The organism is Mesorhizobium onobrychidis (assembly GCF_024707545.1).
GTDB lineage: Bacteria > Pseudomonadota > Alphaproteobacteria > Rhizobiales > Rhizobiaceae > Mesorhizobium > Mesorhizobium onobrychidis.
On the sequence record NZ_CP062229.1, the window covers coordinates 4,992,156 to 5,012,980 of the forward strand.

The window sequence follows — 20,825 nt, forward strand, 5'->3', positions numbered from 1 at the left end:
GTGCACTGCATCATTTTCTGACTCGTACCTGTTGACGTGTCGCGAAACAATGCTCGTGTACCTCTTCAGTTCCCAATTCGCGAACAAAAGATGGCGACGCTGCGAAATCTGTCGTGATCACCTAACGGTTTGAGAAAAAAGGTAAAATGTCAGCCTTGCGGCAGAATCGTGGCAGGCTGCAAGCACTGCCGCAATTTTAATCAGCAACTGGTTATGTACGGATCACAAAAGCCTGCATCGGCTTTTTGGAGAGCTCATGCGCAATAGAATTTCTAGAGCACGCTTAAACAATGAGCGCCCCCAAGACGTGCAAAGACGCTCCAAATCCTTGAAACTACGCCGGTATCCTGACGACCACCTCAGTCTTGTCGCCGGCTTTCGGTTCGAAAGACGACGCCTTCGTCTTTTTACCATCTACCTCAAGCGAGATGGCTTTGACCTTGGCGTCGCGGACAACGCGAACCCTGAGTTCGGCCCCCAGCACCCTGAGCGTTGCTGTATAACCATCCCAATGGCTGGGGAGTTTCGGCCTGAACTGGATGCGCTCGCCCCTGCGCTCAATGCCGAGGATGCCCTCGACCGCCGCGCGGTAAAGCCAGCCGGCCGAGCCGGTATACCAGGTCCAGCCGCCGCGGCCGCCCTTGCCTTGCCCGGCGTAGACGTCGGCCGCGACGACATAAGGCTCGACGCGGTAGTGCTCGGCAGCGGCTTCGTCGAGCGCGTGGTTGACCGGGTTGAGCATCGAGAGACAGCGGTAGGCGTCGTCGGTGCGCCCCATTTCGGCGAGCGCAATGACGAACCATGTCGCCGCGTGGGTGTACTGGCCGCCGTTTTCACGGACACCCGGCGGGTAGCTCTTGATGTAGCCTGGGTTCTGTTCCGTCCTGGAGAAGGGCGGGGTGAAAAGCTTGACGATCTTGAGCTCGTCGTCGACGAGCATTTTCAATGCCTGCTGCATCGCCGTCGTCGACCGCGCCGGATCGCCCTCTCCCGACAGCACGCTCCACGACTGGGCAATCGAGTCGATCTTGCACTCCTGCGAACCGCGCGACCCCAGCGGCGTGCCGTCGTCGAAACTGCCGCGACGATACCATTCACCATCCCAGGCGGTGCTTTCCAACGCCCGCTTCAGCACGTCGGCGTGTTTTGTCCAGGCTTGCGCACGCTTGGTATCGCCTTCCGCCTTGGCGACAGGTGCAAAGTCTCCCAGCGTCTTCAGCAGGAACCAGCCCAGCCAGACGCTCTCGCCCTTTCCGTGCTCGCCGACACGGTTCATGCCGTCGTTCCAGTCGCCACCGAGGATCAGCGGCAGTCCGGCGGAGCTGCTGCGCTTGATGGCAAGGTCAAGTGCACGTGCGCAATGATCATAGAGTGAAGCGGTCTTCTTCGATATCTCCGGGGTGAAGAAGGCGTCGTGCTCGCCTTCTTCCAGAGGCGGCCCGTCGATGAAGGGCAGTTGTTCCCTGAGGATCGCGGTATCGCCGGTCACCTGCAAGTAGTGTGCCGTGGCATGGGCGAGCCAGACCACGTCGTCGGAAATCATGGTGCGGACGCCTGCCTCGGTGCGCGGCAGCCACCAATGCTGCACGTCGCCTTCGGGGAATTGCCGCCGCGCCGCGTTGAGGATCTGGTCGCGCGCCAGGTTCGGATCATGGACAAGCAGGGCCAGCGTGTCCTGCAACTGATCGCGGAAGCCAAAGGCGCCGCTCGCCTGGTAAAACGCCGAGCGGGCGCGGATGCGGCAGGCAAGGCTCTGATAGGGCAGCCAGTGGTTGACCATGGCGTTGAGCGCCTTGTCCGGCGTCTCGACCTGGATGGTGTCGAGAAACCCTCGCCAGGTGCGTTCATTGTCAGCCAGCCGCTGATCGAAATCCTTGCTGCAATGATGCTGTACCAGCGCGCTGGCTTCCTCGGCAGAGGCTGCATCGCCGAGCAGCCAGAGCAGCGTCACGTCGCCGCCGGCAGGGATGTCGACGTCGCGTGCAATTGCAGCACAAGGATCGTCGCCGGCCTCGACGCGGCCCGACAGGCTGGCGCCGCTGAGCACGGCATGCGGAAGTTCGCTCGTGCCGTTTCGGCCGATGAACTCGCCGCGGTCGGCCGTCACCGAGTGTGCCGCGCCGTCGGCGGCCAGGAAGGCGACCCGCTCGCTGAAGTCGAGCCCGTAGGGATTTTGCGCCAGCAACGCGCCCGTCGCAGCATCCCTGGATGGAACGATGGTCGCCGCCGTGCGCGAACGATGGCTGCCAAGAACCCATTCCGCGTAGGCATAAACGCGCAGGCGCGCCGGCACCGAACCCGAATTCTGGATGCGCAATCGGGAGATTTTCACCGGATCGACAGGATCCACCACATGGGTCAGGTCCATCGACAGCGGTCCGCGCTTCGAACGGAAGGTCGAAAAACCCTGTCCGTGCCATGTTTCGTAGGTCATGGCGGGATCGCGCACCACTGCGGCCAGCGGCGCGAACGCCCGGCCGTTGGCATGATCGTAGATATAGATGCCCTCGCCGGGCCGGTTGGTGACCGGGTCATTCGCCCACGGCGTCAGTTGATAGTCGCGGCTGTTTCGGCTCCAGGTGAAAGCAGCACCTTCAGCCGAAACATGGAAACCGAACGAGGCGTTGGAGACGACGTTGATCCAGGGCTGCGGCGTCGTGCGCCGGCCAGCAAGGCGCACGACATAGTGGCGTCCGTCGCCCTCGAAGCCGCCAAAACCGTTCCACTGGTTGAGCCCGCTGCCGTCGGCGCTGCCTTCGACCGAGGCCTGGGCAGCCCATGTCTGTGGCGCCGGCGGAGACGGTTCACGAAGCGCTGCTGCACCTGCCGGCTGCAAAGCGTCCCGCGCTTGCAGCGCAGCGGCCTCGGCGCGCTCGATCTGATCGAAGATGGTGCCGTTTCGCGTGTGCAGGGCGACGCGGGCGACGGCGAGCAGCGTCTTGTAGGTCGTCTCGTCCATCAGATCGCGGCGCACCGCGAAGATGTGCTGGCGGGGTCCGAGTTCCTTGCCGCGCAGGCGGCTGTTTTCGCACAGCGTCTCGACTGCCCGTTGCAGATCCTGCACGTAGGATGAAGCCTGCTCGTTGACGACGACAAAGTCGATCATCATGCCGCGGGCGCGCATATATTCCTGGAAGCGGAGCGCCTGGGCAACGATTTCGAGATCGGCGACATCGCCGATCCTGACCAGGAAAATCGGAAAGTCGCCGGATATGCTGGTCGGCCACAGGCCCGACTGCTTGCCGAGCCCGGAAGCGATCGATTCGGCCGGAAGGCGCAGGAACGGATCAGGATAGATCAGATAGCGCGCCAGGTTCTGCACATTGGCGGCATCGGCAAGGCTGAGGCCGAGATGACGGGTCTGCACCTGTGAGCGGGTCCAGGCGAGCATCGCCTGGCGGGCGAAGGCTTCCGGATGATCGAGCCGCGCAATAGCATCTTCGAGTTCGGCACGGTTGGCGCCGACGGCAGTCCAGAAGGTCAGCGATATCTTTTTGTTGGCCGGCACGCGCACCTGTCGGCGAAGTGCTGCGACCGGATCCAGCGTGAAGCCGGAATGGCCGCCAAGCTTGGCGCCGGGATCGAATGCCGCGGCCTCGACAATGGTGCGGCCGCGGCCGATGAAGGCGCGCCGGTCGGTTTCGGCCTCGGCGTCGCGCGTCGACCCAGACGGGTCGGTGACGAAATGCACCATGGTGACATCAGGCTCGTCCGTTTCCCGCTTGCGTCTTGTGGCGAAGATCGCCGCGTTATTCGCAGCGATTTCGGTTTCCACGAACATTTTCGAGAAGGCCGGATGCGCATTGTCGGATGCGTCGGAGCCCAGCACCAGTTCGGCAAAGGAGGTCACTTCGATATGCCGATCGACGGGGCCGTCATTGTAGAGCGTCACCCGCCGGCCTTCGCCGTTTCCTTCCGAGATGACGATGCATTCGACCTCCGAACGCAGTGATCCCACCGACTTGATGAAACTCGCCTTGTCGTCGGAGAACAGCGTCTGCACCTCTTCGTCGGTTGCACGCTTTGGCTCGGCGGTGGCCGACCACCAGTCGCCGGTGCCGGCGTCGCGCAGGAAGATATAGGAGCCAAGCCGATCCTCGGTTGGATCCGGCTGCCAGCGCGTGACGGCAAGCTCGCCCCAGCGGCTATAGCCGGAGCCGGTCGCGGTGACCATGACCGAGTAGCGGCCGTTGGACATGACGCTGGTCGAACGCAGCGCCTTGAGCGGATTGAGCACGATGCGCGTGTCGGGGCTCTCGACTTCCGTTTCGTCCTTCGACCGTTCGTCGGCCTCGGTTCTGACGGTGGCGGTCGGGATGTCGCGCGGCGCCCTTTCCTGCAGCAGCAACTCGGCCGACTCGATCACCGGATCGCTGTGGAAGCGGTCGCGCAGGCGTCCTTCGAAGATGGCGTCGGCAACGGCGGCGATCGACATGCCGGAATGGTGGGCCATGTAGTTCAGCACAACGACATGGTCGGTGCCCTCCGGCACGCGCTGCGGCGTGAAATCGACCGCATCGTAGAAGCCGTGCCGGCCAAGGGCGCCGAGCTGCCTCAGCCTGGCCAGGTTCTGCACCGATTCACGCGGGGTGAACTGCGCCGCCAGCACGGTTGCATAAGGCGCAATCACCGTGTTCTGGCCAAGACCTCGCTTCAGCCCCAGCCCGGGCACGCCGAAATTGGTGTACTGGTAGGTCAGTTCGCGGTCGCGGGCATTGTAGGCCGCTTCCGAAATCCCCCAGGGCACGTTCTTCGAGCGGCCGTACTGGATCTGACGTTTGATGATGAGCTTGCTGGTCTGGTTGAGGATGCTGCCTTGGGCCTCTTTCATCACCAACGGCGGCATCAGATACTCGAACATCGAGCCGGACCAGGACATCAGTGCGCCCTTGAACCCGATCTCGACGATCGGCCGGCCGAGGTGGAACCAGTGCTCCGTCGGCAAATCGCCCTTGGCGATGGCGAACAGGCTGGTCAGCCGCGCCTCGGAAGCCAGGAGGTCGTAGCAGCTTTCGTCGAGCTGATGCTCCTCGACCCGGTAGCCGATCGACAGGAGCTTGCGTTCCTTCCGCATGAGGAAGGAGAAATCCATCTCAAAGGCGAAGCGACGCGCGCGCTCGCGCAGCGAAAGAAGCTTGGCCCGCAAGGCTTCGACGGCATTGTCGTCGCTATGCGCGTCATGGACATGCGCTTCGCAGGTGGCTTCCAGTCTCGCCGCCCAGTCGGCGATGGTATCGCTCCGCGTCGATGCGGCCTCGGTATGGATGGCGATGGCGAGCTTGCGGATCTCGCCGGCCAGAACGGCCAGGTTGATGGTGCGGATCGATGCCATCTCGGGCTGTGCCTTGATCGATTCGACCGCCCGCCGCATGCCGTCGAGGCGATCGGCGAGCCGCTGGCGCAACGGCCGCAACTGGCGACGGTCGTCAGGCAACTCCGCCAGGCTTTCGTCGAGGATCGTCACCGTATCGAGGATACCCTCGAAGTCGCCCTGAAGGTGGACTGCAGGCGCTTCCGCCCATTCGGCGCAGGCGGCCGCCACCGCCACCAGATGGCCGGCAAGATTGCCGCTATCGACGGCGGAAATGTAGAGCGGATAGAGCGGTTTCAGCGTCGTCGTGTCATACCAGTTGAAGAGATGGCCGCGCTCACGCGGCATGCTCTCGATGGTCGACATCGTCGCGTCGATGCGGGTGGTCGCGTCGGACAGGCTGATCCAGCCGAAGTCGCGCGCCGAAATCACCGACAGGAGATAGACGCCGATATTGGTCGGCGAGGTGCGGGGCGCCACGACAGGTGCCGGACTTTCCTGGAAATTATCGGGCGGCAGATTGTGATGCTCGGCCGTCACGAAGGTCTCGAAATAATGCCATGTGCGCCGCGCAACCGTGCGCAGAGCATGGATATCCGCCGCCGATATGCGCAAACGGTCCTCGGTTTCGGCCGAGCGGCTGATCCAGAAGGCGAAGGCCGGCGAACCGATCCAGAACAGCGCGAAGAAGAAGGCAACGAAAGCTCCGGTGGAATCGGCCAGAACAGGGATGGCAAGCCCGACGACGCCGACAATCACCGCGCCATACATCATGCCGTAATAGGAGCCGAGATCGTTGTCGCCGTTCTTGTGCGCCTGCGAGGCAGTGCGCCACTCGAGCAGGTTCTGCCGAGTGACGAACAAACGGTAGAGCGTGCGAATGATGGCATCGCCCATCATCCAGGCCAGATGCGCCATCAGCACGATCTTCAGCGCTACCAGGGCGGTGCCGAAGACAACGTCTCGCGCCAGCGCCGAGAAATGGCCGCGCGGCGTCTGGTCGCCGCTTTTCGGCAGGATGGCGTGGACGATGTCGAATGTCGGCGCCATGAACAGTGTGAGGATCAACAGCGCCTGCCATTGCGCGGCCTGCGTGAAAGGCAGCAACGTCCAGCCGGCGATCGCCGCCATCACCCAGAAGATCGGCGTCAGCGAGCGGCGCAGATTGTCGACCATCTTCCAGCGCGACAGCGCCGGCACGCCGGAGCGTGGATCGAGAATGAAGCCCAGAAGCTGCCAGTCGCCGCGTGCCCAGCGATGGTGGCGCGACGCGTCGACCGAATAGCGGGTCGGATAGTCCTCGACCAGTTCGACGTCCGTGACCAGCGCCGCGCGTGCCAAGGCGCCTTCGAGCAGATCGTGGCTGAGGATGGTGTTTTCTTCGATGCGGCCCTTCAGCGCCGCTTCGAAGGCGTCGACGTGATAGAGGCCCTTGCCGGTGAAGGAGCCGTCGCCGAAGACGTCCTGGTAGATATCCGAGACGGCAAATACGTAGGGATCGAGGCCGCGATTGGCGGAAAAGACCCGCTGGAAGAAGGATGCGTCGTCGCCGCTGGTCAGCGAGGCGGTGATGCGCGGCTGCAGGATGGTGTAGCCGGCGGTGACAACGCGCTTTGCCGCATCGTAATGCGGGCGGTTGAGCGGATGGCAAAGCTTGCCAACCAAACTGGCGACGGCATCGCGGGTGGTGCGCGTGTCGGCGTCCAGCGTCATCACATGGATGACGTTTTCAGGCAACGGCACATCCAGCGGCAGGAAGGTGGTGTCGCTGTCACCGCGCAGCAGAAGGTTCAGTTCGTGCAACTTGCCGCGCTTGCGTTCCCAGCCCATCCAGGCGCCCTGGGATTCATTGTAGAGCCGCCGGCGATGCAGGACGTAGAAACGCGGCGCGCCTTCGCTGGGATAGCGGGCGTTCAGCCGTGCGATCTCGTCGCGAGCATATTGGAGGATCTCAATATCCGCCGCATCGATTTCGGTTTTGCTGTCCGGCCAGTCCGAAAGCAGAGCGAAATGGATTTCGTCCGCGGTGTTGGCCAGGTGATGCACTTCGATGTTGCGGATGTTCTCCTCGACGTCGTCGCGCGAGCCGATCAGCGACGGCACCACCACCAGCGTGCGCGCCTCGGGCGGCATGCCGCGTCTGTAGTCGTAGCCGACGAGGCGGGTGGGCTTCAGGAACAACGATACGACGGTGTTGAAGAAGGCAAGCGCGCCTTCGCTGGCCGGCACGGCAAACAGCGCCAGCATCAAGACGATCGACGGTATGGCCAGGCCGAGATTGGCAAGGGCGTTGCCGGAGAGGACCAGAAGCAGGACCGTCAGCGTGAACACTGGCACGACAATGCCCAGCCATCCGGTCTTGCCGAACGCCCGTTTGATCGTGACGCTGACGGTCGGCCGATAGCCGATCGCTTTTTCCAGTTCCAGCCGGCGCGGGCCGACCAGAAAGAACCCGACGTCGGTGTGAGCGGTCGGACCGGTGCCGGTGGTATCGGCGACAGCGGCATGGCCGGCGAGTTCGATCGCCTTTTCGGCAACGCGGAATTCGGAACGATCGGAGCGGCGCGCCATTTCCTCGATCGCGGTCCGGTACTGGTCGCGCGAGAAGAAATCGAGCGCGGCGAAATCGGTGCGCTCGCGCAGCAAGGTGTCGATGCGGCTGACACCTTCGAACCAAACCGTCCAGTCGATATCGTTGATAAGCCTGAGGCCGCGGATGATGTTGCCGGTGGTTACATTGCCGCCGGACAGCGTGCGATGTTCGCTGATGATGATTTCCTCGGCATCGGAGCCGGACTTTTCAAGCTCGCCCTCCAGCCATTCCAGCGCCCTGCCGGCATTTTGCGACCCGTCGCGCAGGCGGTAGAGCAATTGGGTGGCGAAGGTGGTGTCCTGTGCATGGGCGACGTAGTTCGACAGGATCGCCTGACGGTCGGCGCTGTCGTCGATCGCCAGCACGCGGTCGGCAACCTCGTTGGCAATCTGGCGCATCTGCCGGGTACGATTGACCCGGACCGCGATCCGGCGAAGATTTTCGATCAGAACGAAGCGCAGCAGCGATGGCAGCGCCCAGAGTTCGCCGATCTTCAGCGGCTCCACGGACTGAAAGCCTTCGACGATCGCCTTGAACATGGTCGCCGAGACGGAACTGTCCGAATGGGCGACATAGGTCCAGGCCAACGCAAGCGCGCGCGGCACGCTGGCGCCGTCGGAAAGCTTCAGCGTCGGTAACTGCCGATAGAAACGGCGCGGCAGGTCGCGCTTGACCTGGAAGATGGTTTCCTCAACCAGATAGTTGTTGTCGAGCAGCCATTGCGCCGCCGGCGTGATTGTCTCGCCCCTCGCCTGTGCGGCATTGGTCGAGCGGTAGACTTCGAGGATCTTGCTGGCGCTGTCGCGGACGCGTGGCTGGAAATCGAACGGATCCAGGCCGAACAGATCCTTGACGTCGCCCTTGGCGAGGCTTGTACCCAGCGTGCGCAGGCGCTCTTCCGGGAGGAAATTGGAGCGTATCGGCTCTTCGGTGACGGCCGGGAAGCCCGCGCTCGTCTTTTCCATTTGGGTGGGGGCCGTCTGAATATTCATTGAAAATTCCGCATGGGGGACGCATAGCGGCGTCACCGCCACGGCAATGTCCCTAAAACCGATTCAAATGCAATTGGTTGCATCGAAACACAGGTCGAAAGTTTGTTTTCGCACCACAACTTTCAGACGATCACCCCTTCGCTCCCGCCGAGACTTGATCGAAGGAAGGATTCGGGCTTTTTCGTGATGTGGACTTGAGCTTACGGCATATTTCGCCGGTGCTGCGATCATGTTTCGAAACAGGCGTTAATCGTTTGCAGCAACCCGTTCGATCCTGATCACGAACAGCGTCGCCGTTCGGGCAGGCTCCAGGCGCCGTTTTAGGGCGTCCGGCCCGAGCAACAGCGTGTCGCGCGGCCCGATGCGGACAGGCGTCGCGCCGGCCACCGTGATCTCGCCGTCAAAACACAGGATGAGGGTCGCGTCGGCCACCGACTGGATATCTGTCGGGGCCGAAATCACCACGCGCTCGACGGCGTGGGTCATCCGTCCGCGCCGCGTCATGACGTTGAGATCGGTGATCGGACCGGCGATCAGCGCCGCTTGCGTCGGCACATCGGCCGGAAAGGAAAGTGGGGCGGAAGCTTTGGTCACCGTAGCCGCCGGGCGGCCGGCGATATCAAGGATGATCCCCTCGCCTTCCAGCACGGCCAAGGTTCGGTCCACTCCGGCAAACCCGGAGAATGGCCCGCCGCTTTCGACGCGAGCCATGGAGATGCGCCAGTCGAAATCGTCGAGCGCAGCACCTGCGGGCGAGACGGCGATTTCCGTCGTCACCCCGCCGCCGTTCTTCCACGGCATAGACCGGTATGCGGCTGCCCGGAGAATGCGCAAGGCGCGGCTCAGCCGAGAATGCCTGGCAGGTTGAGTTGGTGCTCCCTGGCGCAGTCGATGGCGATGTCATAGCCGGCATCGGCGTGGCGCATGACGCCGGTTGCGGGGTCGTTCCACAGCACCCGCTCCAGACGTTTGGCCGCTTCGCGTGTGCCGTCGGCGACGATGACCATGCCGGCATGCTGCGAAAAACCCATGCCGACGCCGCCGCCATGATGAAGCGATACCCAGGTTGCGCCGGAGGCGGTGTTGAGCAGCGCATTGAGCAACGGCCAGTCGGACACGGCGTCGGAGCCGTCCTTCATCGATTCGGTCTCGCGGTTCGGCGAGGCAACCGAGCCGGAATCAAGATGATCGCGGCCGATGACCACCGGCGCCTTGAGCTCGCCCTTCGCCACCATCTCGTTGAAGGCGAGGCCGAGCCGGTGGCGGTCGCCGAGACCGACCCAGCAGATGCGCGCCGGCAGACCCTGGAACGCGATGCGCTCACGCGCCATGTCGAGCCAGTTGTGCAGGTGGGTGTTGCCGGGCGTCAATTCGCGGACCTTGGCGTCGGTCTTGTAGATGTCCTCGGGATCGCCTGAGAGGGCTGCCCAGCGAAACGGGCCGATGCCGCGGCAAAACAGCGGTCGGATGTAGGCCGGCACGAAACCAGGGAAGGCAAAGGCGTTCTCGAACCCTTCCTCCATCGCCACCTGACGGATGTTGTTGCCATAGTCGAGCGTCGGCACGCCGGCGTTCCAGAACGCCACCATCGCCTCGACATGTTCGCGCATCGACGCGCGCGCCGCCTTTTCGACCGCCTTCGGGTCGCTGGCGCGCTTCTCGCGCCATTCGGCGAGCGACCAGCCCTTGGGCAGATAGCCGTTGAGCGGATCATGCGCCGACGTCTGGTCGGTGACTAAGTCGGGGCGCAGGCCACGCCGCACCAGTTCCGGCACGAAGTCGGCGGTGTTGCCGACCAGACCGACCGATTTCGCCTCGCCGACCCTGGTCCAGCGCTCGATCTTTTCCAGCGCCTCGTCGAGCGTGTCGGCGCGTTCGTCGACATATCGGGTGCGCAGCCTGAAATCGATGCGGTCGGGGTCGCATTCGATTGCCAGGCAGCAGGCGCCGGCCATCACCGCGGCCAGCGGCTGGGCGCCGCCCATGCCGCCGAGGCCGCCGGTCAGGATCCATTTGCCTCTGAGATTGCCGCCATAATGCTGGCGGCCGGCCTCGACGAAGGTCTCGTAGGTGCCCTGCACGATGCCTTGCGTGCCGATGTATATCCACGAACCGGCCGTCATCTGGCCGTACATCATCAGGCCCTTCTTATCGAGATCGTTGAACTTCTCCCATGTCGCCCAGTGCGGCACGAGGTTGGAATTGGCGATCAGCACGCGCGGCGCATCGGTGTGAGTCCGAAACACGCCGACCGGCTTGCCGGACTGCACCAGAAGCGTCTCGTCATCTCCAAGCGTCTTCAGAGAGGCGACGATGCGATCAAAGTCGTTCCAGGTGCGCGCCGCCCGGCCGATGCCGCCATAGACAACCAGTTCGTTGGGGTTTTCGGCGACGTCGGGATCGAGATTGTTCATCAGCATGCGCAACGGCGCTTCCGTCAGCCACGTGCGGGCGTTGAGCTCGCTGCCGCGCGGGCTGCGGACTTCGCGGATGTTATGTCGAGGATCGGTCATGGCGTCACTGTCCCTTTCGAATGAGCTGTGCGACGGAGCGTCAGCGCCCGGCCCAGGCAATCGCGCTTTCCAGGATCCGCTTCAGCGTGGCGCGGATCGGCGCGGCGAATGCGGGGTCGTAAGGCACCGGCCAATTGTCGGGCGTTCCCTTGCCCTCGGGCTCGCGCATATAGCCGCGGTTGGAGAGTTCCATCTGCAGCGCATGGACGCCGTTTTGGGGCTGGCCGAAATTGCGCGTAATCCAGCCGCCCTTGAAGCGGCCGTTCACCACGTATGTCTCGCCGGTTCCGGCGAGGATCTCGTCAACCATCGCCTGCAAGGCCGGATCGGCGCTCTTGCCGTCATTGGTGCCGAGATTGAACACCGGCAACGTGCCCTCGAACAGCCGCGGCAGCACCGAGCGGATCGAGTGGCAGTCATAGACAACGATCTTCTGGTGCAGGGCGCGTAGCCTGTCGATCTCGGCCTGCAAAGCGGCATGGTAGGGCACAAAGTATTTTTCGCGGCGCTCGTCGACCTCCGACGGCCCCGGTTCTTCCCCGGCACGATAGAGTGGATCGCCATCGAAGGTCTCGGTCGGGCAGAGCCCGGTCGTCGCCTGGCCGGGATAGAGCGAGGCGCCGGACGGGTCACGATTGACGTCGATGACGGTGCGCGAGATCGCCGTATGCACCACCGTCGCGCCGAGCTCCTCGGCAAAGTCATACAGCTTGTCGATCCACCAGTCGGCGTCGCGGCGGCCGAGCCAGGGCGACATAAGCCGGTTTTCGAGACCGGCGAGATCGATACCGGTGTGCGGGATCGAGACCAGCAGGGGTGCCGTGCCGTGGGTGACGGTGAGCCAGGAGGGCGCGTTCATGAATGGTCCCCCTGCGCCGGCGCTTTACGGCGCCCCCCTCTGCCCTGCCGGGCATCTCCCCCTCTTGGGGGGAGATCGGATGTCACGCCGGCCTTCGCCAATCTGCCATGTCGCAGGATTGAGTGCGGCGCCAAAGCTGCCAATCTCCCCCCTCGAGGGGGAGATGTCCGGCAGGACAGAGGGGGGCGCCAAGAAACGAGACCTGTCATGGCGCGCATCCTCACGACGCAATTCCCGGCAGTGCCACCGCGCCCGCTGCCTTCACGGCAGCGCCATTGCGCACCATGGCGATGGCCTTTTCCATGTCGGGGTGGAAATGCCGGTCATTGTCGAGATGCGGCACTTCGGCTCTAACCAGCCTGCGCACCGCTTCGAGCGCCGCACTCGACGCCAGCGGCGCATGGAAGTCGCAGCCTTGTGCGGCGGCCAGCAATTCGATGCCGATGACGGCCGTCGCATTCTCGATCATGCCGATCAGCCGGCGCGCGCCGTGTGCCGCCATCGAGACGTGGTCTTCCTGATTGGCCGAGGTCGGGATCGAATCGACGCTGGCCGGATAGGCCTTCTGCTTGTTTTCCGAGACGAGTGCTGCCGCCGTCACTTGCGGGATCATGAAGCCTGAATTCAGCCCGGGCTTCGGCGTCAGGAAGGCCGGCATGCCGGACAGCGCCGGGTCGACCAGCATGGCGATGCGCCGCTCCGACAGCGAGCCGATCTCGCAGACGGCGAGTGCGATCATGTCAGCGGCGAAGGCCACCGGCTCGGCATGGAAATTGCCGCCGGAAAGCGCGGTGTCGTCCTCGGCGAAGATCAGCGGATTGTCGGTGACGCCGTTGGCCTCGGTGCCCAGCGTGTCGGCGGCCTGGCGCAGCACGCTGAGCGCCGCGCCCATCACCTGCGGCTGGCAGCGCAGGCAGTACGGATCCTGCACGCGCTCGTCGCCGACCCGGTGCGATTCACGGATGGCGCTGCCGGCCATCAGGTTGCGCAGCGCCTCGGCCGCCTCGATCTGGCCAGGATGCTTCCTGAGCAGATGGATGCGCGGATCGAAGGGGGCGTCGGAACCCTTGGCGGCATCGGTCGAAAGCGCGCCGGCGACGAGCGCCGACTGGTAGAGCACTTCGGCGTCGAACAGGGCGGCCAACGCGTAGGCGGTCGAGAACTGCGTGCCGTTAAGCAGCGCCAACCCTTCCTTGGCGCCAAGCGTGACCGGCTCCAGCCCGTGCGAAACAAAGGCGACCTTGGCAGGGAACCGGCCATGCGGGGTAAAACATTCGCCGACGCCGATCATTACCGCCGTCATATGCGACAGCGGAGCAAGGTCGCCGGAGGCGCCAACCGAGCCTTGCGCCGGCACCACCGGAATGACGTCATTGGCCAGCATCGCTTCCAGCAATTCGATCGTCTGCGGCCGCACGCCGGAAGCGCCCTGCGCCAGGCTGGCCAGCTTCAGCGCCATCATCAGCCGGGTGATCGCAACCGGCATCGGCTCGCCGACGCCGGCAGCATGCGACAGCACGATGTTGCGTTGAAGGGTCTCGAGGTCGGCGGCGGGGATGCGGACGCTGGCCAATTTGCCGAAGCCGGTGTTGATGCCATAGACCGGCTCACCCCGGGCGACGATCCGTGCAACCGCCTCGGCGCTGGCCTTGATTTTTGGCCGGCAGGCAGCGTCCAGCTTCGGCACCGCGCCACGATAAATTTCGCGCCAGTCGGCCAGTGTTGTGTTACCCGGCTTGAGTTTGAGTTCGCTCATCGTCCTCTCCAGATGCGGGCATGCAGCGGGTTAAAGCCCATGCGGTAGACGAGCTCGGCCGGGCGCTCGATGTCCCAGATCGCCATGTCGGCTGATTTTCCAGCCTCCAACGTGCCGGTTTTTCCGAGCAGTCCGAGCGCGCGTGCGGCCTCGCGGGTGACACCGGCAAGGCATTCCTCCACGGTCAAGCCAAACAAAGTCGCCGCCATGTTCATGGTCAGCAGTAGCGAGGTCAGCGGCGAAGTGCCGGGATTGCAGTCGGTGGCGACCGCCATTCTGACGCCGTGCTGGCGAAACAGGCCGATCGGCGGCTTCTTGGTCTCGCGGATGAAATAATAGGCGCCAGGCAGGATCGTCGCCACGGTTCCTGCCTTCGCCATCGCCGCCGCACCCGCTTCGTCAGTGTATTCGAGATGGTCTGCCGATAGCGCGCCATAGCGTGCGGCGAGTTCCGCGCCATGCAGATTGGACAGCTGGTCGGCATGGAGCTTGACCGGCAGGCCTGCTGCTTTCGCCGCGTCGAACACGCGAGAAATCTGCTCGGGTGAAAAGGCGATGCCTTCGCAAAACCCGTCGACGGCATCGGCCAGGCCCTCGGCAGCGACGGCCGGCAAAATCTCTTTTGCGACCAGGTCGATAAAAGCGTCCTTGTCGCCTTTCGCCTCGGGCGGCAGCGCGTGGGCGCCGAGGAAGCTCGTCCTTACTGTTATTGGACGGTTTTCGCCCAGGAGCCGCGCGGCGCGCAGCGATTTCTTCTCGTTTTCGATGTCGAGCCCATAGCCCGACTTGATCTCGATGGTGGTGAGGCCTTCAGCGATCAGCGCATCGAGGCGCGGCAGCGACTGCGCAACCAGTTCGTGCTCGCTGGCAGCGCGCAGCGCCTTGACCGACGAGACGATGCCGCCGCCGGCCTTGGTGACCTCTTCATAGGTGGCGCCGGCCAGCCGCATCTCGAATTCGTTGGCACGATTGCCGGCATGGACCAGATGGGTGTGGCAGTCGATCAGGCCTGGCGTGATCCAGCGGCCCTTGCAATCGACAATCTCCGCGTCTTGCAAAAGTGCTGCCGTCATGTCGGCTTCCGGGCCGGCATAGACGATCACGCCATCGCGTGCGGCGATCGCACCGTGTTCAACGATGCCAAGTCCGGCAGCGCTTTCGGCCATGGTCGCCAGGCGCGCATTGCGCCAGAGGCGAACCTCCCCTGCCCGGCTTTTGCTCTCTCCAGCCATTATCTTTTCCGTTTCAATCGGCGGCGATTATGTATATACATATTGAAATACACTGCAAGTGATATCATTGCACGGGACACAGGGAATCGGAGAGAAAAACGTGACGGCGATCTTTGCGGAACAGGCGCTTCTGCCCGACGGCTGGCATTCCAATGCCCGGATCGTCGTCGGTGATGGCCGCATCGCCACGGTCGAGCCGAACACTGCATCCCAGCCCGGCGACGAACGCCATGCCATCCTCCTGCCAGGCATGCCGAACCTGCACAGCCACGCCTTCCAGCGCGGCATGGCCGGCCTTGCCGAGCTGCGCGGCCCTTCCGCCGACAGTTTCTGGAGCTGGCGCGAGGTGATGTACCGCTTCGCGCTGTCGATGACGCCGGACCAGGTCGAGGCGGTTGCCGCGCAGCTCTATGTCGAGATGCTGGAGGCTGGGTTCTCACGCGTCGGCGAGTTTCACTATCTGCATCACGACCGCGACGGCCAGCCCTACGCCAACATCGCCGAAATGGCCGAACGCATCACTGCCGCGGCTGCCGACACCGGCATTGGGCTGACGCTGCTGCCGGTCTTCTATGCGCATTCCTCTTTCGGCGGCGCTGTGCCGAACGAAGGCCAGCGGCGATTCATCAACGATGTGAATCGGTTCTCGCGGCTTGTTGAGAAATGCCGCGAAGCCGTTCGGACCTTGAATCACTCTGTCCTCGGCATCGCGCCGCACAGTCTGCGCGCCGTGACACCGGAGGAATTGGAAAACATCGCGGCAATGGTGCCGGGCGGACCGATCCACATCCATATCGCCGAGCAAGTGAAGGAGGTCGAGGACTGCCTTGCCTGGTCCGGAGCGCGACCGGTCGAATGGCTGCTCGCCAATGCCAAGGTCGATAGGCGCTGGTGCCTGATCCACGCCACCCACATGACCGAGACCGAGACCGCGGCCATGGCGAAAAGCGGAGCAATCGCCGGCCTCTGCCCAATCACCGAGGCCAATCTCGGCGACGGCACCTTTGCCGCACCTTTGTTCAAACAACATGGCGGCCGCTTCGGCGTCGGCTCCGATTCCAACGTGCTGATCGGCCTGCCGGACGAATTGCGGCAGCTCGAATATTCGCAGCGCCTCGCCCACCGCGCCCGCAACGTGCTGGCGGTGGCGGGCGGTTCGACCGGCCGCGCGCTGTTCGATGCAGCGCTCGACGGCGGCAGTGCGGCGCTTGGCGCTGGTCCCTCGCGGATCGCCGCCGGCGCCTCAGCCGATTTCGTCTCACTGGAAGGCAATTCCCCTTCGCTGGCCGGCAAGACGGGCGATGCGGTGCTCGACGCCTGGATCTTCGCCAACGGCACCAATATCGATTGCGTCTGGGTGCATGGCAAGAAGCTGGTCAGCGGCGGCAGGCATGCAAGGCGCGATGCCATTGCCGAGCGTTTTCGCAAGGCGATGACGGCGCTTTCGGGATGAGCATGACTGAGGCATTGGATGTGGACCTCGGCGAATCTCTCTCGCTGCATCAGCGCATCCTGTCCGACATCAGCGAGCGGATCCTGTCCGGCGCCTGGGCGCCTGGCCACCGCATCCCGATCGAGCACGAACTGACGGCCGAGTACAAATGTTCACGCATGACGGTGAACAAGGCGCTGTCGCAGCTTGCCAAAGCCGGGCTGATCGAGCGCCGCCGCCGCTCCGGCAGCTTTGTCCGGCGGCCGCAGTCGCAAGCCGCGGTGCTGGAAATCCACGACATCAGGATCGAGGTCGAGGCGCTCGGCCTGCTCTATCGCTACGAGCGTGTGGCGCGCCACAAAAGGCGCAGCAGCGCCGAGGATCGCACCTTGCTGGAACTCGACTCCAACGGACCGGTGCTGGCGCTGGAATGCCGGCATTTCGCCGGCAAGCGGCCGTTCGCCCACGAACGGCGGCTGATCAACCTGGCCGCCGTGGCCGAGGCCGCCAACGAGGAATTTCTTGCCATCGCGCCTGGGCCGTGGCTGATCGCCCGCGTGCCGTGGAGTGCCGCCGAGCACCGCATCCGCGCTGTTGCCGCCGACAGACACATTGCGGCCGCACTCGATATCGAGGCCGGGGCCCCCTGCCTGGTTGTCGAGCGGCGGACATGGAGCGCCGAGCACCCCGTCACCCATGTCCGTTTCACCTATGCGGCCGAGAGCCACACGCTGGTCGCGCGGTTCACCCCGTCGCAGGGGTAACCCTCCCCTCGAGGGGAGGGTCGCGGAGGAAATGCCGCATGGCGGAATTTTGTGACGCGGGGTGGGGTCGGTGCAACCTCGCCGACCCCACCCCGTCTCGCAATCTCCACTTCGCTCCGACTACTCGCCGATCCTCCCTTCAAGGGGGAGGGTTAAGAGCCGCATCTCAGATGGCAGCGGTAACGATGATCTCGACCAGATATTCCGGTCCGGCAAGCTTGGCTTCGCCGGTGGCGCGGGCCGGGGTATGGCCCTGCGGCACCCACTTGTCCCACTCCGCGTTCATCTCGGCGAACGTGCTCATGTCGGCCAGCCAGATGATCGCCTGCAGGATCTTGGTCTTGTCGGTGCCGGCCTTGGCCAGCAATTCGTCGATGGCCGCCAGAATGTCTCTTGTCTGGGCGCCGACGTTTCCGCCCGGCTCGCCGACCTGACCGGCCAGATAGACGGTATTGCCGTGGATGACGATCTGGCTCATGCGCGGGCCAACATCGATGCGACGAATGCTCATGGGACGTTTCCTTCCTTTGTCGGTTGCGCCTCTTTAGAGTCGCCGTCCGCCGGGGGCAAGGTCGCCTGAGTGAATCCTCTTGAGCCAGCAGGGCATGGGCCAAATAGGGTACGGCAAATCACGCCGGTCGCCGCAATTCCGCCCGATTGACTTGTTGACTAATGTAATAACATCACATATCCAATCGCCGCCGCCGTACCAGTCGTGCCCCCGGATCGTCACATGACCAAAACCTGCCTGACCTTCAGCGACCTGACGCTGGGCTACAACAGCCATCCGGCAATCCATCATCTCGACGGCACGATCCACCGGGGATCGCTGACCGCCGTCGTCGGCGCCAACGGCTCGGGCAAGTCGACCCTGATGAAGGGTATCGTCGGCGTGTTGAAGCCGATGGCCGGAACGGTTGTCCGGGCGCCCGGCGTGCGCGCCGCCTATCTGCCGCAACAGTCGGAGCTCGACCGCTCCTTTCCGGCCAGGGTCGTCGATCTGGTTTCGCTCGGGCTATGGCCACGGCGCGGGCTGCTCGGCCGCTACACCAGGGAAGATCGCGATTCGGTCAGCCAGGCGCTGATGGCCGTCGGCCTCGGCGGCTTCGAGAAGCGCCCGATCGACACGCTGTCGGGCGGCCAGCTGCAGCGTACGCTGTTTGCCCGCGTGCTGCTGCAGGATGCCGATCTCATCCTGCTTGACGAGCCGTTCAACGCCGTCGACACCAAGACCGTCGGCGACCTGATCGCACTTATCAAGCGCTGGCATGGCGAGGAGCGCACCATCATGGTGGTCGTTCACGACCTGGATCTGGTGCGCCAGAATTTCCCCGAAACGCTGCTGCTGGCGCGCCAGCCGATCGCCTGGGGCGAGACAAAGGAAACGCTGCGGCCGGAAAACCTGTTGCGCGCGCGCCGCTTCCACGAAGCCTGGGAGGAGAACGCGCCCTGGTGCGAGCCCGACGACCACAAGCATGGTGGTCACGCTCACGACCATGGGCACGACCATCATCACGGCTCCGGGCCGCGGGCAGCATGATGGAAACGCTCTACGGTCTTCTCATCGCTCCGTTCGCCGATTTCGCCTTCATGCAACGGGCGCTTGCCGGGTCGCTGATGCTGTCGCTGGGCGCCTGCCCCGTCGGCGTCTTCCTGATGCTGCGGCGCATGAGCCTTTCCGGCGACGCGATGGCCCACGCCATCCTGCCGGGTGCTGCCGCCGGTTTCCTGTTCTATGGGCTGGAGATCCTGCCGATGACCATCGGCGGGTTGATTGCCGGCATCATCGTGGCGCTTGGCGCCGGTGCCGTCTCGCGCTTCACCATCCAGCGCGAGGACGCCTCGATGGCGGCCTTCTACCTGATTTCGCTGGCCATCGGTGTGCTGATGGTATCGATCCGCGGCTCCAGCGTCGATCTTATGCATGTGCTGTTCGGCACCGTGCTGGCACTCAACAATGAAGCGCTGACGCTGATCGGCGGCATCGTGCTGGTCACGCTGGTCAGCCTCGCCATCTTCTGGCGGGCGCTGGTCGCCGAATGTCTCGACCCGCTGTTCCTGCGTTCGGTCAGCCGGCTGGGCAGCCCGGTGCATTTCATCTTCCTCGGCCTCGTCGTGCTCAACCTTGTCGGCGGCTTCCAGGCGCTCGGCACGCTGCTATCCGTCGGGCTGATGATGCTGCCTGCGGCCGCCGCCCGCTTCTGGACCATGCGCGTCGAGCCGATGTGCGTGCTGGCGGTGCTGATCGGCTTTGCCTCCTGCATCGCCGGGCTGCTGTTGTCCTACCACGTGTCGCTGCCTTCCGGCCCGGCGATCATCCTGTCTGCGGGCGTCGTCTATTTTGCCTCGATCCTGTTCGGCACGCGCGGCATCCTGCGCGCCCGTATTATCCATCACCGCCACAGAACCGCCTGATCCCAACAGAGGTGACCTTTCCATGCTGAAATCGATCCGCACCGCCTTGGCAATGGGCGTTATAACATTAAGCGCCTTTGGCGCGTCGTCGGCCCTCGCGGAGCCGTTAAAAGTGGTCGCCAGCTTCACGGTCATTGCCGATTTCGCCAAAAATGTCGGCGGCGACCGGATCAATCTGACCACCATCGTCGGGCCGGACGGCGATGCCCACGTCTACGAGCCGAGCCCGGCCGACGCGGTGGCCATGGCGGGTGCGGATGTGGTGCTGGTCAACGGCCTGCATTTCGAAGGCTTTCTGCAGCGCCTGGTCGACGCCAGCGCCACCAAGGCGACAATCGCCGTTCTGACCAAGGGCGTCACGCCGATCAACTTCAAACCCGAATTCGCTGATGCCGACGCCGCTGAAGGCGAAGACATCGATCCGCATGCCTTCCAATCCGTCGCCAATGCCGAGATCTATGTGAAGAACATCGCCGACGCCTTCTGCACCGCCGACGCCGAGGGTTGCGACAGCTACAAGGCCAATGCCGCCGCATACACCGAGAAGCTCGACGCGCTCGAGCGCGACGTGCAGACGGCGATCCAGTCGATCCCGCAAGAGAAACGCGTCGTCATCACCTCGCATGACGCGTTCGGCTATTTCGAGAAGGCCTATGGCCTCACCTTCCTGGCCCCCGAAGGGGTGTCGACCGAGTCGGAGCCGTCCGCTGCGGACGTCGCCAAGCTGGTCAGCCAAGTTAAGCGGGACAAGGCGGCGGCGGTATTTGTCGAGAACATCGCCAACGCGCGGCTGATCGAGCAGATCGCCAGCGAGACCGGGGTCAAGGTGGGCGGCACGCTCTATTCAGACGCGCTGTCGCAGCCCGACGGTCCGGCGTCGACCTATATCGACCTGATGCAAAACAACATCGAGCAGATCAAAGGCGCGATCCTCGGAAGCTAAGCGGTCGGCGCTGTC

General features: G+C 64.0%; 12 protein-coding genes. 5 read left to right on the forward strand and 7 right to left on the reverse strand.

Annotated features, from left to right (window positions below):
- Positions 1-334: 334 nt before the first annotated feature.
- The 6 genes from IHQ72_RS24860 to hutI all read right to left on the reverse strand — a co-directional run bounded on the left by IHQ72_RS24860 (position 335) and on the right by hutI (position 15,256).
- Positions 335-8,896: a glycoside hydrolase family 94 protein gene (locus tag IHQ72_RS24860; protein ID WP_258117919.1), complete on the reverse strand. Its 8,562-nt coding sequence runs from the start codon at positions 8,894-8,896 to the stop codon at positions 335-337.
- A 246-nt stretch (positions 8,897-9,142) separates the two neighbouring features.
- Complete coding sequence (locus IHQ72_RS24865) at positions 9,143-9,730, reverse strand: HutD/Ves family protein (protein WP_258117920.1); 588 nt, start codon at positions 9,728-9,730, stop codon at positions 9,143-9,145.
- Between the two features lie 8 nt (positions 9,731-9,738).
- On the reverse strand, positions 9,739-11,409 hold the full coding sequence (gene hutU / locus IHQ72_RS24870) for a urocanate hydratase (RefSeq protein ID WP_258117921.1): 1,671 nt from the start codon (positions 11,407-11,409) through the stop codon (positions 9,739-9,741).
- Positions 11,410-11,449: 40 nt separating this feature from the next.
- Complete coding sequence (gene hutG / locus IHQ72_RS24875; protein WP_258117922.1) at positions 11,450-12,268, reverse strand: N-formylglutamate deformylase; 819 nt, start codon at positions 12,266-12,268, stop codon at positions 11,450-11,452.
- 220 nt (positions 12,269-12,488) lie between these two features.
- Entirely contained in the window at positions 12,489-14,024 is a 1,536-nt protein-coding gene (gene hutH, locus IHQ72_RS24880; RefSeq protein WP_258117923.1) for a histidine ammonia-lyase, read from the reverse strand.
- Positions 14,021-15,256, reverse strand: coding sequence for an imidazolonepropionase (gene hutI / locus IHQ72_RS24885; RefSeq protein ID WP_258117924.1), 1,236 nt, complete (start codon positions 15,254-15,256; stop codon positions 14,021-14,023). Before hutI ends, hutH begins: the two co-directional genes overlap by 4 nt.
- 100 nt (positions 15,257-15,356) lie before the next feature.
- Here hutI and IHQ72_RS24890 point away from each other — a divergent pair, with 100 nt between their 5' ends.
- Positions 15,357-16,709 carry a formimidoylglutamate deiminase gene (locus tag IHQ72_RS24890; protein WP_258117925.1) on the forward strand — a complete coding sequence of 451 codons (1,353 nt, stop codon included), beginning with the start codon at positions 15,357-15,359 and terminating at the stop codon, positions 16,707-16,709.
- Positions 16,706-17,452 (forward strand): histidine utilization transcriptional repressor HutC, encoded by a 747-nt coding sequence (gene hutC, locus IHQ72_RS24895; protein WP_258117926.1) that lies wholly within the window; start codon positions 16,706-16,708, stop codon positions 17,450-17,452. Before IHQ72_RS24890 ends, hutC begins: the two co-directional genes overlap by 4 nt.
- A gap of 166 nt (positions 17,453-17,618) precedes the next feature.
- Here the strand turns inward: hutC and IHQ72_RS24900 are convergent, their stop codons facing one another.
- Positions 17,619-17,963 (reverse strand): RidA family protein, encoded by a 345-nt coding sequence (locus IHQ72_RS24900; protein ID WP_095496140.1) that lies wholly within the window; start codon positions 17,961-17,963, stop codon positions 17,619-17,621.
- A gap of 222 nt (positions 17,964-18,185) precedes the next feature.
- Between IHQ72_RS24900 and aztA the strand changes: the two genes are divergently transcribed.
- The 3 genes from aztA to aztC are packed head-to-tail and all read left to right on the forward strand — an operon-like array spanning position 18,186 to position 20,810.
- On the forward strand, positions 18,186-18,992 hold the full coding sequence (gene aztA, locus IHQ72_RS24905) for a zinc ABC transporter ATP-binding protein AztA (protein ID WP_095496141.1): 807 nt from the start codon (positions 18,186-18,188) through the stop codon (positions 18,990-18,992).
- Positions 18,992-19,867, forward strand: coding sequence for a zinc ABC transporter permease AztB (gene aztB / locus IHQ72_RS24910; RefSeq protein WP_095496142.1), 876 nt, complete (start codon positions 18,992-18,994; stop codon positions 19,865-19,867). The genes aztA and aztB overlap by 1 nt, the downstream gene beginning before the upstream one ends.
- A gap of 22 nt (positions 19,868-19,889) precedes the next feature.
- A complete protein-coding gene (aztC, locus tag IHQ72_RS24915; RefSeq protein ID WP_258117932.1) occupies positions 19,890-20,810 on the forward strand; it encodes a zinc ABC transporter substrate-binding protein AztC in 921 nt (306 codons plus the stop codon).
- Positions 20,811-20,825 lie beyond the last annotated feature (15 nt).